Source organism: Kiloniellales bacterium (assembly GCA_030064845.1).
GTDB lineage: Bacteria > Pseudomonadota > Alphaproteobacteria > Kiloniellales > JAKSDN01 > JASJEC01.
Genome location: JASJEC010000071.1, coordinates 1 through 14,107, shown reverse-complemented (window position 1 = coordinate 14,107; position 14,107 = coordinate 1). Strand labels below are relative to the sequence as shown.

Here is a 14,107-nt window from a genome sequence, read left to right as displayed (position 1 = left end):
GTGGCGGAGAAGCCGGCTCATGCGTCTCGTTCTTGCTTTACTCGTTTGCTGCATCGTGGCGGGGTCTGCCCGGGCCGCGCCCGAGGATATCGAGGGCTGGCGCGAAGCGCGCTGGGGCATGACCGAGAGCGAGCTCGTCGAGGCCTTCGGCGGGGCGCTGAAGGACCTGCCGGGGCGCTGGGACTTCGGCGGGGCCTATGCCGAGAAGGCGCTGTTCGACGTCGAGCTCGGCGGCCTCGGCTTCACGGTCTTCTTCCAGATGAACAAGGAGAGCCACCGGCTGCAGCAGGTGCTGCTGGAGCGGCGCGCCAACCAAGTCACCCCGAACAACTACGCCGCTGTGCTGGCCGCCCTCCACGAGGCCTACGGGCCCGCCGAGGAGCCCTGCATCGAACGCAATCCCGACAACGAGCCCCGGCGCATCACGCTGTACCGGCGCTTCCCGACCACGACCGTCCTGGTGACGTGGCTGGATTTCCTCACCACCTCGGCGATTTTCGACGACCCCAACCCGGCGGTCCGCTTCGATCCCCTGGTGCCGTCCTACAAGACCCGGCGGATCAACCGCCGCTTCATGCCGCGGCGCATCCTGATCCGCTTCTACCCCAGCGAACGCCGCGACCTTGAGCTGTCGCGAGGCTGCGGGGAGTGACAATCCATCGCTGTCGCCCTATCCGCTCAGGGTGTGACGGCGACCTCGATCTCATCGGGCTCGGCGTCGAGCCGGCCGTAGCAGTTGATGCCCTCGGCCGTGAGGCGACTGATCACGTCGTTCTCCTGTGACCGGGCCGGCGCCGCCGCTAGAGCGGATCATGTTTAGATGGAACCACTTCGTGGTTGCCAACTAAACATGTGAATCCGCTCTACATCCGATGTTTAGAGCAGATTCACGGGGTTCGATGGATCGCCTCCGGCGATTCAGTCAAACCCGGATCTGCTCTAGGGCCACGACGAGCACGATTAGGGAGCAGGGCGCTGTCTGCCAGGAACTGAAAGGGGCGGCCCGGAAGCCGCCCCCAACATAGTTCAGGAGCTCAGAGGAAAAGCTAGTCGTCGTCCTCGTCACCGCCGCGCACCGGCGTCACGGTGATCTGGGCGACGGGATTGCGCCAGTCGTCGCGCGCGGGGATCAGGCCGTCCGCGGTGATGCCGTGAACCCCGTTGTGAATGTGGACGAAGCCCTCGGCATCGGCGGTATCGCGGACGCCCTCGGTGCCGCAGGGCGGTCCCGGAATAAAGCCGCAGTCCTCGTTGTTTTCTTCGCTGCCCGCGTCGTAGGCCGGCACGCGGGTGGTCCGGGCCCGGGAGCGCAGCGGCAGGCTGTTCAGGCCGAAGAAGGCGTCGTTGGTGGTGACCAGCATGCCGACCGCCGAGAGGACCCGGTTGCCGCGGGAGGTCTCGATGCGGACCGTGGCGCTTTCACCGGGCAGAATGACTGCCGCGCCGACTGCCACGTCGGCGCCGACCGAGGTCAGCAGGGCGACGAGCCCCACCGCGTCGGCGTCCTCGGCGAGGGCCGCCAGTTCGTCGGAGGCTTCCTCGCCGACGCGGAAAATCGCGACGGAAGGATCGTGCGCCGCAACGACCGGCGGCGAGATGATCTGACCCTTGGTGAGATTGTAGATCGTGACATCGAAGCTATCGGCCAAGGCCATGCCGGCGACGAGGTTCAGACCGGCGGCGGCGAGGGCGACCCGGCTCCAGCGGGCGACTCTGCTCATGGTGACTTCCTTTCCCAGGGGTTGAGCCCGCGCGAATCGCGGGCTTTCTCGACCGCGGGAGAGGATGGAGCGGCTCTGTAAGCTGCGCTTAAAGATCGCCTAAAGTTTCGGTAAGGCCGCCTCAACAATGCGTGAGGCCGCAGTCGATCAAGGCGCGCGGAAGCGCGGGCCGTGCCCCCGGTGTCAGGGCCGGGCCTGGCAAACAGGCGCTGACTGCGCCTCGCCTAGTTGGAAGCGGCGCCGCGGTTGAGCGCGTCGAGGTGCAGGCGGAAGGCCTGTTTAAGGGCCTCGCTGGTGTTGGGCCCGCGCAGGGTTTGGCGGCGCCTGCCCCCGCCGTCCATCAGCAGAAGGGTCACGTGGCCGACGCCGTGCTGGGCCGCCAGGGCCCGGCCCTCGTCGGTGCGGATGTTCGCGACCAGGTACTGGATCTCGCCCGGCTCGAAGTCTTCCAGCGCGCGGCGCGTCTCGCGCTGCAGGGCGCGGCAGCGGGGGCATTCGGGGTCGTGTATCTGCACCACCGCCGGTATGCCGTCGCCGATACGCGCGAGATCGTGCTCCCGGCGGTGGGCGTTGACGTCCTCGACCAGGTACCAGCCGCCGCCCAGCACGCCGGCCCCGATAAGCGCGCCGTTGCGGGCCCGCCGGAGGAAGTCCCGCCGGCCCGGACGCTCCGGCGCGGTCGATGGCGCCGCCGCTTGGGCCGCGGCCCCGGCCGCCGGCTTGCGGGGCTGCCGCTTTCGGTTCTTCTGACGCTTCATGGCTCGCCACGACTCCTCTTGAGTCCGAAGGCGAGAGTGTACGGAAGGGGGTGGACCGGGTGCGATCACGCCGGTTCACGTCCCTGTGTTATGAGCGAACGGTTAAGGCCGCGAAGGGCGCGGGGGCGCAGGCCGCCCGGAAGTTAGGCCTCGGTGAAGAGGTCTTCCATCGCTTCGGCCAGGATCTCCCGGCTGAGGCGCGGCGGTTGCTTGTGGTACTTCGCGCTGGCGATCACGTGCTCGATGATGAAGCGCGGATGGTAGCGCGCGAAGCGCCGCTTCCTGGCGATGTAGAGGTCGTCGATCAGGTAGGCCAGAGTCTCGGCGGGCAGATCCACCTGGCGTATCGCGCACTCGCGCTGGAGCAGTTGCGCGAACTCCTCGCGCGACGGCGGCCCGACTGCGATGCGATAGGGGATACGGCGCAGGATGTCGGCCTCCATGACGCTCTTGAGCGGCAGGTTGGTCGAGAAGACCAGGAGCACGTCGAAGGCGTAGCAGAACTTACGCCCGGTCTCGAGCGTCAGGTAGTCCCGGCCGTGCTCGAGGGGAACGATCCACCGGTTGAGAATGTCGATCGGGCGCAGGAGCTGCCGTCCGAAGTCGTTGACGAAGAGGACGCCGCCCGAAGCCTTCATCTGCAGCGGCGCGTCGTAATAGTGCGCGCGCGGGTGAAAATTCAGGTCCAGCATGTCGAGCGTCAGCTCGACCCCGGTCGAGAGCGTCGGGCGGCGGCAGCAGACCCAGCGCGGATCGTCGACGCCGTGCTTCACGACCGAAGGTCCCGTGCTCCGCTCGGGCGCGAGCGAGACTTCCTCGTGGATTGTCGGGTCGAAGACCTTGATCACCTGGCCGTCGACCTCGACGCAGCGCGGCAGATAGATCAGCTGCCGGAAACAGCGCGCCGCGGCGTGCGATATCGATGACTTGCCGTTCCCGGGCGGGCCGTACATCAGGATCGGCTGGCCGGCGTTGAAGGCCGTGCCGACGCGGTCGACCAGCGTCGGCGAAACCATCAGGTCAGACATGCCCCCGGTCAGCGTCTCCCGGTCGATCCGCTCGTCGGCCAGTCTCTGCTTCATGACCTGCTGCTCGAAGGCGGCCAGGGGCACCGGCGCCGGCCCGACGTACTCCGATTGCTCGACCGACTCGGCTGCCCGCGCCCGGCCCGTGTCGCTCAGGACGAAGTGCAGATCGAGCGGACGATCGGGGCTGGCCGCCGAGCCGAGCGGCTCGATCAGCAGGCGCTCGCGCATGAGATCGACGAGGCTCTGCACGATGCTCGGCGACAGCTTGAGCTCCTCGACCAGGGCCGCGGCAGAGTCCGATCCGCTGAGGTACATGCTCTTCAGCGCGAGCCCCAGGAGGAAGCTCAGGCCGAGACCGGTCTCCTCGACCGACTTCGGACGTTGCGGCCGCTTCGCGAGCACCGCGCGGAGCTGCTCCGGGTCGACCGCTCCGAGTTCGAGGAGATGCTGCTCCAGCTCGCCGCCCGCCTCGCGCTGGCGGGCGAGCGCCTCGTCGAGCTGCTCCGGCTGAACCAGCTTTTCCGCTGCGAGAAGCGTTCCGAGATGCATGGCAGTGGGACCCACACCAGACAGTTGTAAGCCGGCGCTACTAAGGCCAGCGAGCCTATTGTTATAGTCGAGAGGTGCGAATCTTCGGTTAAGCGGCGCAGCGCGGTCCTTCTTCTTCCGGCGGTCGCGAAGACCTCATCGAACTGATAAGCAATCGCAACGCAAGGGCGGCCTGCAATCATCGACGGCGCCAGCCAGGACTGGAGGATGAGAACAAAAGCCTTTCACCCTCCACGGCTTCGCCGCGGATCCTCCCTCTTCCCGGCGGGGAGAGGGCCGGGGTGAGGGGGCCTCGAGGTCCGGGAGGATGTCGCGGGTCGGTGTCTTGGTGATGATCTCGTAGGTGCCATGCGGCGGGAAAGCCGACCGCAACGAAACCCGCGAGGGTCCGCCTCAAGCCCTTCATGAGGATTCTTCCCGAGTGGACATGCATTCCTTGGCGCGGCGCGGACTAGTGAGCGGTCGTGACGGATTGATTGCGGAATTCTTGCGTCTGCACGCGGCCCGGTACGGGAATTTGAACAAGACTCCGGGCCTTCAACCGATTGTCGATGGCGGCATAGACACTACGTCTTGGGACGGGTATCCGCTGAGAGCGAGGAGGCTGCAGCATGGCGGATTCACAGCACGCTCCGGCGGATGCGGCGGAAGGCTTCGAGGCGCCGGTCGCCGAGCAGCACAAGGGCGCTTTCGAGGCCGAGGCGATCGCCGGCCGCCGGCTCGCGACCCGCACCATCCTGGCGGGGCTCGCGGTCATCGCGGTCTGGCTCTTCGTCCAGATCGGCTGGCAGCGGGTCTGGTTCTACGAGGTGATCCTCGGGCTCTTCGCGCTCATCTTCTATACCGACTACCGCTTGAGCATCAGCCGCTACGCGCGGCCGTGGCAGCCCTATCTCTTCATCGCTCTGGCCGCCGCGCTGCTCGCCTTCACCCTGGTGATACCGAACCCCTTCGTCAGCAACTGGCCGGTGCCCATGCGCTTCCGCCTGGGCAACTTCGTCTACATGATGGCGTTCCTGGCGCCGGTCGCGCTCAGCTACTCGCCGCGCCTCATGGCCTGGGCCGGCCTCTGCTGCGCGGTTTTCTGGTCGTTGGGCGTGCTCTGGACGGTGTCGCTCCCCGACACCCTGACCTGGGCGGACATGCCCGATCTCGGCGAGGCGAGCACGGAAGAGCTGATGCTCTTCTATCTCCAGCCCGGATTCGTCGATATCGAGGCGCGCATCCAGGACGTGATCGTGATGCTGTTGTTTGCCGCGGTGCTCGCTCTGGTGGTCTGGCGCTCGCGGCGCCTGGTGATTCGCCAGATCTCCGTGGCCCGCGAGCGGGCCAACCTCGCCCGCTACTTTCCGCCCAGCGTGGTCGACCGACTGGCGCGCCAGGAGAAGCCGCTGGGCGCGGTGCGGACCCAGCCGGTGGCCGTGCTCTTCGTCGACATCGTCGCCTTCACGCGCTTCGCCGAGGCCGCGGCCCCCGAGAAGGTGGTCGAGACCCTGCGCGCCTACCACGCATGCATCGAGCGCTGCATCTTCGAGTTCGGCGGCACCCTCGACAAGTTCCTGGGCGACGGCGTCATGGCGACCTTCGGCGCGCCCGAAGCGGGGCCGCGCGACGCGGTCAACGCGCTGGCCGCCGCCTGCGCCATCCAGCGCGACGTGGCGGCGTGGAACACGGAGCGGGAGCACGCCGGCGACCCACCGATCGCGGTCGCGCTGGGCCTGCACTTCGGCGAGGTCGTGCTGGGCGACATCGGCTCGGCCCGGCGGCTCGAGCTCGCGGTGCTTGGCGACGCGGTCAACGTGGCGAGCCGGCTCGAAGGGCTGACCCGCGAGCTCGGCTGCTGCACGGTGCTGAGCGACGACCTGGTCACCGCCGCGCGCGCCCAGGACGCCGAGGCCGCCGCGGCCCTGCTCTCGGATTTCGAAGAGGCCGCGCCCCAGGACCTGCGCAACCGCGCCGAGCCGGTCAAGATATGGGCCTCGTCGAGCGCCCTGCCGGCCGGGGAGTCGCGGCGGGCCGTCTAGAGCGGATCATGTTTAGATGGAACCACTTCGTGGTCTCCAACTAAACATGTGAATCCGCTCTTCATCCTAGTTTTGGAGCAGATTCACCGGGTTTGATGGATCGCCTATGGCGATTCAGTCAAACCCGGATCTGCTCTAGCGCCGCTGCCGCGCGCGGTATCCGGGTCGGGAGTTGGGAAGAGACGCCTTCTGCCCGCCGTGGTAGGATGTTCGGCGTGGCAGGCCGCGGAACCCGCGAGGTGCCTGTCTGCAGGCTGAAGCAAGGGGAGACCGCGGCCGTTCCAACCCCAACCTGGAGGAACGACCATGGCCACCATCAGAAATCCCGCCGAGTGGAGCACAGACCAGTTGCGCCACGCGGCCCATCATATGGCATCGGTCTTTCGCTCCCTCGGCGGGAGCGAGGCGAACACGAGGGCCGAGCTGCCCGCTGTCCGCCGGATCGAGATCGCCGACATCAGGGCCGTTCTCGAGAAGGGGGTCGAGGACTTCAGAGCCTGCCGGACCGACGTGGTCTTCCTCTGCGTCGTCTATCCGCTCTGCGGTCTGGTCCTGGCCCGCTTCGCCTTCGACTACGATCTCGTGCCGCTGCTGTTCCCGATCATCTCCGGCTTCGCCCTGCTCGGCCCGGTTGCGGCTGTCGGGCTCTACGAGATGAGCCGGCGCCGTGAGCAGGGACAGAAAGCGAGCTGGAGCGATGCCTTCGGCATCGTGCGCTCGCCCGCCTTCGGCGCGGTGCTGGTTCTGGGCCTCGTCCTCACGCTGATCTTCCTGGCCTGGATGGGGATGGCGCAGCTGATCTACCTGCAGACCTTGGGACCGGAGCCGCCGGCCTCGCTCGCGGCCTTCCTCGGCGACGTCTTCACCACCGGCGCTGGCTGGACCATGATCGTCGTCGGCATGGGGGTGGGATTCCTCTTCGCTCTCCTGGTGCTGGCGACCAGCGTGGTCTCCTTCCCGCTGCTGCTTGACCGGGACGTGGGCATCGGCCCGGCGATCTGGACATCGCTCCGCGTCGCGCGCGCCAACCCCGTGCCGATCGCGCTCTGGGGCCTCGTGGTCGCCGCCGGGCTGGTGATCGGCTCCCTGCCGCTGCTGCTCGGGCTGATCGTGGTCATGCCGATCCTGGGCCACGCCACCTGGCACCTCTACCGCAAGACCGTGGAGCGGTGAGGGCCAGTTGAGCGAGGGGTCGCGCGCTATTCCAGAAGCGCGTCCTCGAAGGGGAACTTGCTGAGCACGATGGGCCCGGACTCGGTCACCAGGATCTGCTGCTCCAGCTTGACGCCTTCAGGGCCGCCGACGGCGCCCATGTAGCTCTCGACGCAGATCGTCATGCCGGCTTCGAGCACGCCTTCGTAGGCGTAGGCCGCGTCTTCGGGATAGTAGATCGCCGGCCACTCGTCGCTCATGCCGATGCCGTGGGCCAGCACGGGGTAGTGCTGGGCGCGGTAGATCTCCGGCCGCACGTAGGCCTTCTCGACGATCTCGCGGAAGCTCGCGCCCGGTCGCATCAATTCGATGTTGTGGTGCACTTCCTCGTGGGCCAGGCGGTAGAGCTCGCGCTGCAGCGCCGAGGGCCTGCCGGGGCCGCAGAAGTAGGCGCGCGAGATGTCGGCGGCGTAGCCGAAGGGGCCGATCATGTCGGTGTCGAAGCACAGCAGCTCGCCCGGGCGCACCCGGCGGCTCGAGGCCTCCTGCTGCCAGGGATTGGTCCGGTCGCCGGACGACAGCAGGCGGCACTCGATCCAGTCGCCGCCGGCCTCGACGTTGGCCTGCCAGAGCAGGGCCCAGAGCTCGACCTCGCTGATCCCCGGCTTCAGCGCCGCGCGCATCCGTGCCATGCCGTCCTCGGCCACGGCGATGGCGTGGTTCATGCAGAGGATCTCCTCCGGCGACTTGATCGCCCGCGCCGGCTCGATCACGTCGGAGCCGTCCTTGACCTCGATGCCCAGGGCTTCGAGCGCCAGGGTCGGGCCGGCGCCGGCGCGCTCCACGGCCAGGCGCTTGTTGCCGCCGCCGTAGCGCTTCACCAGGTCGTCCATCTGGGCCGCCCACTTGCCGGCCCACTCGCCGTAGCGCGACCCGGCGAACATGAAGGAGAGCGGCAGGAGATCGTCGCGGGTCTCGTCGACCGTGCCCAGGCCGGCGGCGGTCAGGCGTCCCGGCTCGGAGTCGAAAAGCACGACCGGGCCCTCGGCCGGCACGAAGAGGTAGCCGGCGGGGATATGGGTCTGGAACAGGGCGCAGTTGCGCACGCCAGTCGCGTAGCGGATCGAGAGCGGCGAGAAGAGCACGCAGGCGGCGATGTCCTGCCGGACCAGCTGCGCGCGCAAGCGGCCTAGGCGGTAGCGGCGCAGCTTGGCCAGGTCGATCATGGCCTCGGTATCGGTCAGGACCACCGGCGGCGTCTTGCCCGCGGCCTGCTCGAGGGTGAGTGTCGCTTGCGTGGGCTTGCTGGGGGCGTTCATGGGTTCGGCGCCATTAATGGTTTCGGGTCGGGCAGCTCCGTCACTGACTGTTTGTCATGCCCGGACGTGATCCGGGCATCCAGAGTTGCCGGCCGCCCCTGGATTGCCGGATCGAGTCCGGCAATGACGGGAGAGAGAGGTTGTCTTGTCTTGGATGCACGATCAACCACGTCCTAGACCTGGATGTAGACCTGCCCGCCCTCGACCTTGACCGGATAGGTCTTGAGGTCGATGCAGGCCGGCGCGCTCCGAGCCGCGCCGCTCGGAATGTGAAAGCGGCCCTGGTGCATCGGGCACTCGATGACGTCGTCGATCACCAGGCCGCGACTGAGCGGCACCTTCTCGTGGGTGCAGAGCCCGTCGGTCGCGTAGTAGCGGTCGTCCGCCAGGCGGTAGACGGCGAAGCGCCGGCCCTCGTGCTTGAATTCGAGGACGTCCTCCTCGTCGATCTCGCCGGCCACGCAGACCGGCTGCCAGTCGCCGCTCATGTCCCGGCCACCGGCAGGCGCTCGCGCCCGAGGCTGCGCCTGAGGATCGCCCGCAGCACCTCGAGGTTGGTGCGCAGGAGGCCCCGGCTCGGCGCCGGCAGCTGATCGGCGAGGGCCGCGTTCAGCCGCGGCAGGGCGTGGAACGGCACGGTGGGGTAGAGGTGGTGCTCGAGGTGGTAGGACATGTTGGCGTAGAGGAAGCGCGAGAAGGCGTTGGTCGTGAAGGAGCGGGTCGACTTGGTGAGGTCGGTCTGGTCCTCGGCCAGCTCGGCGTGCTGGATGATGGTGTAGAGCTGCATGACCACGCCGCCGACCAGGCGGGGGATCACGAGGTAGACCAGGGGCCAGAGGGCGCCGGCCGCCAGAGCGGCGAGCGCGCCGCCGCCGTAGACCGCGAGGAAGATCCGCGACTCCCGCTGCAGCTTGGGCAGCTCCGAGGCCGGCGTGAAGTCGACCACCTCCGGCGCGAAACGCCCGGCGGCGTTGCGCAGCAGGTGGCCGAAGTCGTAGCGGTACTGGTCCAGGTCGGAGAGCTCCAGGAGCCAGCCCCTCAGGGTGAGCGGTGTCTCGAAGGGCATCTGGGCGTCCTTGGCCCGAATCCAGGTATAGGTGTGGTGGCGCGCGTGGGCGAAGCGGCGGAAGGTCGGCGGCTGGATGTAGATCAACGAGGTCAGCCAGAACACGGCCTCGTTCAGCCGGCGGGTCCGGAAGGCCGTGCCGTGGGCGCACTCGTGGGAGAAGGCGTAGGCCGGCACCGTCAGCACGCTGCCGTAGAGCAGCATGGCCGGCACGACCGCCCAGGTGCCGAGGCTGGCGGCGAGCAGGCCGCCGCTCGCGCCCAGCAGCAGGATCCAGAGGCCGAGGTGGATCAGCCCCGGCCGGTCGCTGCGCCGCATCAGCTGCTTCAGGGTCTTGTTGTCCAGGTCGACACCCGAGCTCGCGGGCGTGGTGGCTAGGGCATCGGTCATGTCCAGGTCCTATCGAGCCTCTTGATTACCGTCATGCTTCGACAGGCTCAGCATGAGGGAACTTTGTTGAAACAGCTTACCCTCACCCTGAGCTCGTCGAAGGGTGACGGTGCCGACTATAGACCCCCTTACCATCAACCTAGTTCCTGTAGTCCGGCTCTTCCTCGTCGAGGATGGCCTTCAGTTCGGCGAAGTGGCGGTCCGAAAGGTCGGGGTAGCTCTCCCAGTCGGCGACCGTCTGGCGCGCGACCGTGTCGGAGACGACGCGCAGCTCCTTGCCGGTGGCGTAAGCCGTGACCAGGGTCTCGCAGGCGCGCTCGAAGTAGTAGAGATCGTCGAAGGCCTGGGCGACCGTGGGACCGGCCACCATGACGCCGTGGTTGCCCATCAGCAGCACCGGCTTGTCGCCGAGCAGCCCGGCCAGGCGGTTGCCCTCGGCCTCGGTCAGCGCCATGCCCTCGAAGTCCTGGTCGACCGCGACCTTGCCGTAGAAGCGCATGGTGTTCTGGTCGATCGGCGGCAGGCTGCTGTCCTTGAGGCAGGTCAGCACGGTGGCGTACTTCGAGTGGACGTGGAGGAGGCAGCGGGCCCGGGGCACCAGGCGGTGGATCGGCGCGTGGATGCACCAGGCCGTGGGATCGACCCGGAAGGCGGCCCCATCGGATGAAGTCTCGGCAGCCGAGGTCTCGGCGTCGAGCAGCAGCAGGTCGCTCGCCTTGAGGCGCGAGAAGTGCCGACCGTAGGGATTGACCAGAAAGTCCCCGCCGTCCTCGCTCACCGCCAGGCTGAAGTGATTGGCCACGCCCTCGTGGTAGCCGAAGCGCGCGGCCCAGCGGAAGGCGGCCGCAAGCTCCCGGCGCAAGGCCTCGGTATCCGGCTGGGCGCCGCGGTTCGGCAGGGGTTGGACGTTCGGACGGGCCATGGCGACCTCGCGACACGGAGCGATGTTTCGAGTCGAAGCTAGCGCCGGCCACGCGCCGCCTGCAAACGACTAATCTTGACCCAATCCATAAGTTTCACTTATGTATCACTTCTAGGTGGGTGAGATAGGGAGCCGAAATCTGAGAAATGCCCTGCCGCCCCTGCAATGGCTGCGTTCCTTCGAGGCCGCGGCCCGGTACCTCAGCTTCACCGCCGCCGCGGCCGAGATCGGCGTCACCCAGTCGGCGGTCAGCCAGCAGATCAAGGCCCTGGAGCAGTTCCTCGGCCAGCCGCTGTTCCTGCGCCGGGCGCGCTCTCTCATCCTGACCGAGGCGGGCCTGGGCTATCTGCCGACGGTGCACGAAGCCTTCGCGGTGCTGGCCAGGGGCACCGCCCGCTTTCTCGGGCCGAACCCGGAGAACACCGTCGAGATCAAGGCCAACAACGCCTTCTCCGTGCTCTGGCTGACGCCGCGGCTGCCGGCCTTCCTCGCGGCCCACCCGGAGATCGAGGTCAACCTCTCGACCACCATGTGGGAAGCCGACTTCACCGGCGGCCCTGGCAGCGTGGAGGTTCGCTTCGGCCGCGGCGAGTGGCGCGGCGAGACCGGCGAGCTGCTGACCCAGGCCCGGATCTTTCCCGTTGCGGCGCCCGCCGTTGCGCGGCGGATCACGAAGCCGCTAGACCTGTCGGGGGAAACCTGGCTGCACCTGAGCGGCCTGCTCTACGACTGGGAGCACTGGCTGGCGAGCCAGGGCGCGGCCGCGCTGCGCGGCCGGCGCAACCACGCCTGCAACACCTATGTCCTGACGCTGAACCTGGCCCAGCGCGGCCTCGGCGTGGCCATGGCTCATCACCTCCTGGTCGAGGAGCCGCTCGCGTCCGGCGCCCTGGTCCGGCTGTTCGAGGGCGAGGTGCCGGCGCGCGAGGGCTATTACCTCCTGGGGCCGCGCGACGGCCGGATGAACCCGGCGGCCCGGACCTTCTGCGCCTGGTTGAAGGCGCAGCTCCAAGGGGACTAGTGTGGCTCTCCCGATCACCGAGGAACCGGCCCGCAAGACCGTGCTTACCATCCCGGCGTTGAAGCGGTTGCAAGGCGCGGAGTCCGTCCTCGTTGCGGGCTGCGGCGGCGGTTTCGACGTCTATGCCGGCGTGCCGATCGCCGAAACACTGCGCAAGGCCGGGAAGAAGGTCGTCCTGGCGAACCTTTCCTTTACCGCCCTGCCTCATAGCGGTGCGGAGAGGATTCCACCCGCCGTCTGGCGCATAGACCGTCAATCAAGTCCCATGGGCTACTTCCCGGAACGATGGTTGAACGAGTCGCTCGCGCTTCGCGGGGTATCCTGGCCGATCTACGCCTTCGAGAAGGCGGCCCCTGCCGCCGTCGCCGAGGGTTATCGCTACATCATCGGCGAACACGGGATCGATCTGGTTCTGCTTGTCGACGGCGGCACGGACAGCATCATCTTCGGGGACGAACCGGGTCTGGGGACCATCGTCGAGGACGCGGTCTCCGTCGTGGCGGCGCACTCCGTGGCGGGCGACCGGGCGATGCTGGCCTGCATCGGCTTCGGCATCGACCATTTTCACGGCGTTTCGCACCATTCCTTCCTGCAGAACACCGCTCAGCTGATTCGGGACGGCGGTTACCTGGGCAGCATCTCCCTGACGCCGGGCACGGAGGAGGCCGGACTGCTCGCCGATGTCGTCGCGTTCGCCAACCGGCAGCAGCCGGAGCACAAGAGCATCGTGATGAACTCCATCGTCAGCGCGCTCGAGGGCGCCTTCGGCGACCACCACGCGACCGAACGGACCGAGGGCTCGGAGCTCTTCATCAATCCCCTGATGCCGCAGTACTGGTTCTACGAAGCCGGAAAGGTCGTGAAGCGCATGACCTTTGCCGAGAAACTGATGTTCGCCCAGTCGTTCCAGCACGCGTACGCCATCATCGCGGAGGTCAGCGAGGCCCAGGAGCCCCGCCCGCGACTTCCCATTCCCCTGTGAACCGCAGGAGACACGCGCCATGGCCGCCACGAACCTGCTGTTCCTGCTGTCCGACGAGCACGCCCGCTCGGCCCTCGGCTGCTACGGCCACCCCCTGGCGCGGACGCCGACGCTCGACCGCCTGGCGGCGCGCGGCCAGCGCTTCGCCCGCGCCTATACGCCCTCGCCGATCTGCATCCCGGCGCGGGCGAGCCTGGCTACCGGCCAACCGGTCTTCCGGCACCGCTGCTGGTCCTCGGCCGAGCCCTACCACGGCCAGCACGAGAGCTGGATGCACAGGCTCCGGAGCCGCGGACATCACGTGGTCTCCATCGGCAAGCTGCACTTCCGCTCCGGCGCGGACGACAACGGCTTCAGCGAGGAGCTGCTGCCCATGTACCTGGCCAACGGCGGCCGGGGCTGGTCCCAGAGCCTGATCCGCGACACCCTGCCGCCCTTCCCGGAGGCCGTGGAGCTGGCCCGAGAGCTGGGGCCCGGCGAGAGCGACTACACGCGCTACGACCGCCGAATCACCGAGCGGGCCTGCGCCTGGCTGCGCGATAGTCCGGGCGGCGCCAAGCCCTGGGCGCTCTTTGTGTCCTTCGTCAGCCCGCACTTTCCCCTGACGGCACCCCAGGTGTTCTTCGATCTCTACGCCGGGCGGGACGTGCCGCCGCCCCGCAACGGCGCCCTCGACCACCCCGTGCTGCGCGAGATGCGCCGCTTCTGGGACTACGACGACTACTTCGAGGACGACGAGGCCCGCGTCCTGGCGCGGCGCAACTACTACGGCCTCTGCTCCTTCCTCGACGACAACGTCCGCCAGGTCCTGGAGGCCCTGGAGGGGTCGGGGCAGGCGGAACGCACCACCGTCGTCTACACCAGCGACCACGGCGAGATGCTGGGCGAGCACGGCTTCTGGACCAAGTCGGTGATGTACGAGGATTCGGTGGCCGTGCCGATGATCCTGGCCGGGCCCGGCATCCCGGCCGGCGTAAACCAGACGCCGGTGTCGCTGAACGACCTGGCGGCCACCGTCGAGCGGGCGGTGACGCCCGGCCCCTGCGCGGCGGTCGAGCCCTGGGAGGGCCGGCCGCTCCAGGACTTCGCGGCCGAGCCCGAGCCCGAGCGCCCCGTCATCAGCGAGTACCACGACGGCGGCAGCCCGACCGGCCTGACCATGCTGCGCCAGGGGC

Annotated in this window: 13 protein-coding genes; 6 read left to right on the top strand and 7 right to left on the bottom strand. The window is 68.2% G+C overall.

Features of this window, described 5'->3' with window-relative positions; genetic code table 11:
- Positions 1–19 precede the first annotated feature (19 nt).
- Positions 20–652: a hypothetical protein gene (locus QNJ67_19040; GenBank protein MDJ0611079.1), complete on the top strand. Its 633-nt coding sequence runs from the start codon at positions 20–22 to the stop codon at positions 650–652.
- Between the two features lie 394 nt (positions 653–1,046).
- Here QNJ67_19040 and QNJ67_19035 read toward each other — a convergent pair whose 3' ends face one another.
- From QNJ67_19035 to QNJ67_19025, 3 genes are all read right to left on the bottom strand, one after another.
- Positions 1,047–1,721, bottom strand: a complete 675-nt coding sequence (locus tag QNJ67_19035; protein MDJ0611078.1) for a spondin domain-containing protein — start codon at positions 1,719–1,721, stop codon at positions 1,047–1,049.
- Between the two features lie 224 nt (positions 1,722–1,945).
- A complete protein-coding gene (locus tag QNJ67_19030) occupies positions 1,946–2,479 on the bottom strand; it encodes a thioredoxin family protein (GenBank protein MDJ0611077.1) in 534 nt (177 codons plus the stop codon).
- Between the two features lie 143 nt (positions 2,480–2,622).
- Positions 2,623–4,056 carry a hypothetical protein gene (locus QNJ67_19025; GenBank protein ID MDJ0611076.1) on the bottom strand — a complete coding sequence of 478 codons (1,434 nt, stop codon included), beginning with the start codon at positions 4,054–4,056 and terminating at the stop codon, positions 2,623–2,625.
- Positions 4,057–4,667: 611 nt separating this feature from the next.
- Between QNJ67_19025 and QNJ67_19020 the strand changes: the two genes are divergently transcribed.
- Complete coding sequence (locus QNJ67_19020) at positions 4,668–6,080, top strand: adenylate/guanylate cyclase domain-containing protein (protein MDJ0611075.1); 1,413 nt, start codon at positions 4,668–4,670, stop codon at positions 6,078–6,080.
- Between the two features lie 306 nt (positions 6,081–6,386).
- Positions 6,387–7,253: a DUF2189 domain-containing protein gene (locus QNJ67_19015; GenBank protein MDJ0611074.1), complete on the top strand. Its 867-nt coding sequence runs from the start codon at positions 6,387–6,389 to the stop codon at positions 7,251–7,253.
- 26 nt (positions 7,254–7,279) lie between these two features.
- Here QNJ67_19015 and QNJ67_19010 read toward each other — a convergent pair whose 3' ends face one another.
- The 4 genes from QNJ67_19010 to QNJ67_18995 form a co-directional block, all read right to left on the bottom strand.
- Positions 7,280–8,551, bottom strand: coding sequence for a Xaa-Pro peptidase family protein (locus tag QNJ67_19010; protein ID MDJ0611073.1), 1,272 nt, complete (start codon positions 8,549–8,551; stop codon positions 7,280–7,282).
- A 173-nt stretch (positions 8,552–8,724) separates the two neighbouring features.
- Positions 8,725–9,039, bottom strand: coding sequence for a MocE family 2Fe-2S type ferredoxin (locus QNJ67_19005; protein ID MDJ0611072.1), 315 nt, complete (start codon positions 9,037–9,039; stop codon positions 8,725–8,727).
- Entirely contained in the window at positions 9,036–10,007 is a 972-nt protein-coding gene (locus tag QNJ67_19000; protein MDJ0611071.1) for a fatty acid desaturase, read from the bottom strand. Before QNJ67_19000 ends, QNJ67_19005 begins: the two co-directional genes overlap by 4 nt.
- Before the next feature lie 139 nt (positions 10,008–10,146).
- Complete coding sequence (locus tag QNJ67_18995; GenBank protein ID MDJ0611070.1) at positions 10,147–10,929, bottom strand: class II aldolase/adducin family protein; 783 nt, start codon at positions 10,927–10,929, stop codon at positions 10,147–10,149.
- A 115-nt stretch (positions 10,930–11,044) separates the two neighbouring features.
- On the opposite strand from QNJ67_18995, the gene QNJ67_18990 reads away from it, so the two are divergent.
- The 3 genes from QNJ67_18990 to QNJ67_18980 all read left to right on the top strand — a co-directional run.
- Positions 11,045–11,950 carry a LysR substrate-binding domain-containing protein gene (locus QNJ67_18990; protein MDJ0611069.1) on the top strand — a complete coding sequence of 302 codons (906 nt, stop codon included), beginning with the start codon at positions 11,045–11,047 and terminating at the stop codon, positions 11,948–11,950.
- A gap of 1 nt (position 11,951) precedes the next feature.
- A complete protein-coding gene (locus tag QNJ67_18985; protein ID MDJ0611068.1) occupies positions 11,952–12,932 on the top strand; it encodes a DUF1152 domain-containing protein in 981 nt (326 codons plus the stop codon).
- Positions 12,933–12,951: 19 nt separating this feature from the next.
- Positions 12,952–14,107, top strand: a 1,156-nt coding sequence (locus QNJ67_18980; GenBank protein MDJ0611067.1) for a sulfatase-like hydrolase/transferase, incomplete at its 3' end; no start/stop codon positions are given.

Coding starts and splice junctions, on each gene's coding strand:
- QNJ67_19040 (MDJ0611079.1), top strand. CDS start 20: ATGCGTCTCGTTCTTGCTTTACTCGTTTGCTGCATCGTGGCGGGGTCT.
- QNJ67_19035 (MDJ0611078.1), bottom strand. CDS start 1,721: ATGAGCAGAGTCGCCCGCTGGAGCCGGGTCGCCCTCGCCGCCGCCGGT.
- QNJ67_19030 (MDJ0611077.1), bottom strand. CDS start 2,479: ATGAAGCGTCAGAAGAACCGAAAGCGGCAGCCCCGCAAGCCGGCGGCC.
- QNJ67_19025 (MDJ0611076.1), bottom strand. CDS start 4,056: ATGCATCTCGGAACGCTTCTCGCAGCGGAAAAGCTGGTTCAGCCGGAG.
- QNJ67_19020 (MDJ0611075.1), top strand. CDS start 4,668: ATGGCGGATTCACAGCACGCTCCGGCGGATGCGGCGGAAGGCTTCGAG.
- QNJ67_19015 (MDJ0611074.1), top strand. CDS start 6,387: ATGGCCACCATCAGAAATCCCGCCGAGTGGAGCACAGACCAGTTGCGC.
- QNJ67_19010 (MDJ0611073.1), bottom strand. CDS start 8,551: ATGAACGCCCCCAGCAAGCCCACGCAAGCGACACTCACCCTCGAGCAG.
- QNJ67_19005 (MDJ0611072.1), bottom strand. CDS start 9,039: ATGAGCGGCGACTGGCAGCCGGTCTGCGTGGCCGGCGAGATCGACGAG.
- QNJ67_19000 (MDJ0611071.1), bottom strand. CDS start 10,007: ATGACCGATGCCCTAGCCACCACGCCCGCGAGCTCGGGTGTCGACCTG.
- QNJ67_18995 (MDJ0611070.1), bottom strand. CDS start 10,929: ATGGCCCGTCCGAACGTCCAACCCCTGCCGAACCGCGGCGCCCAGCCG.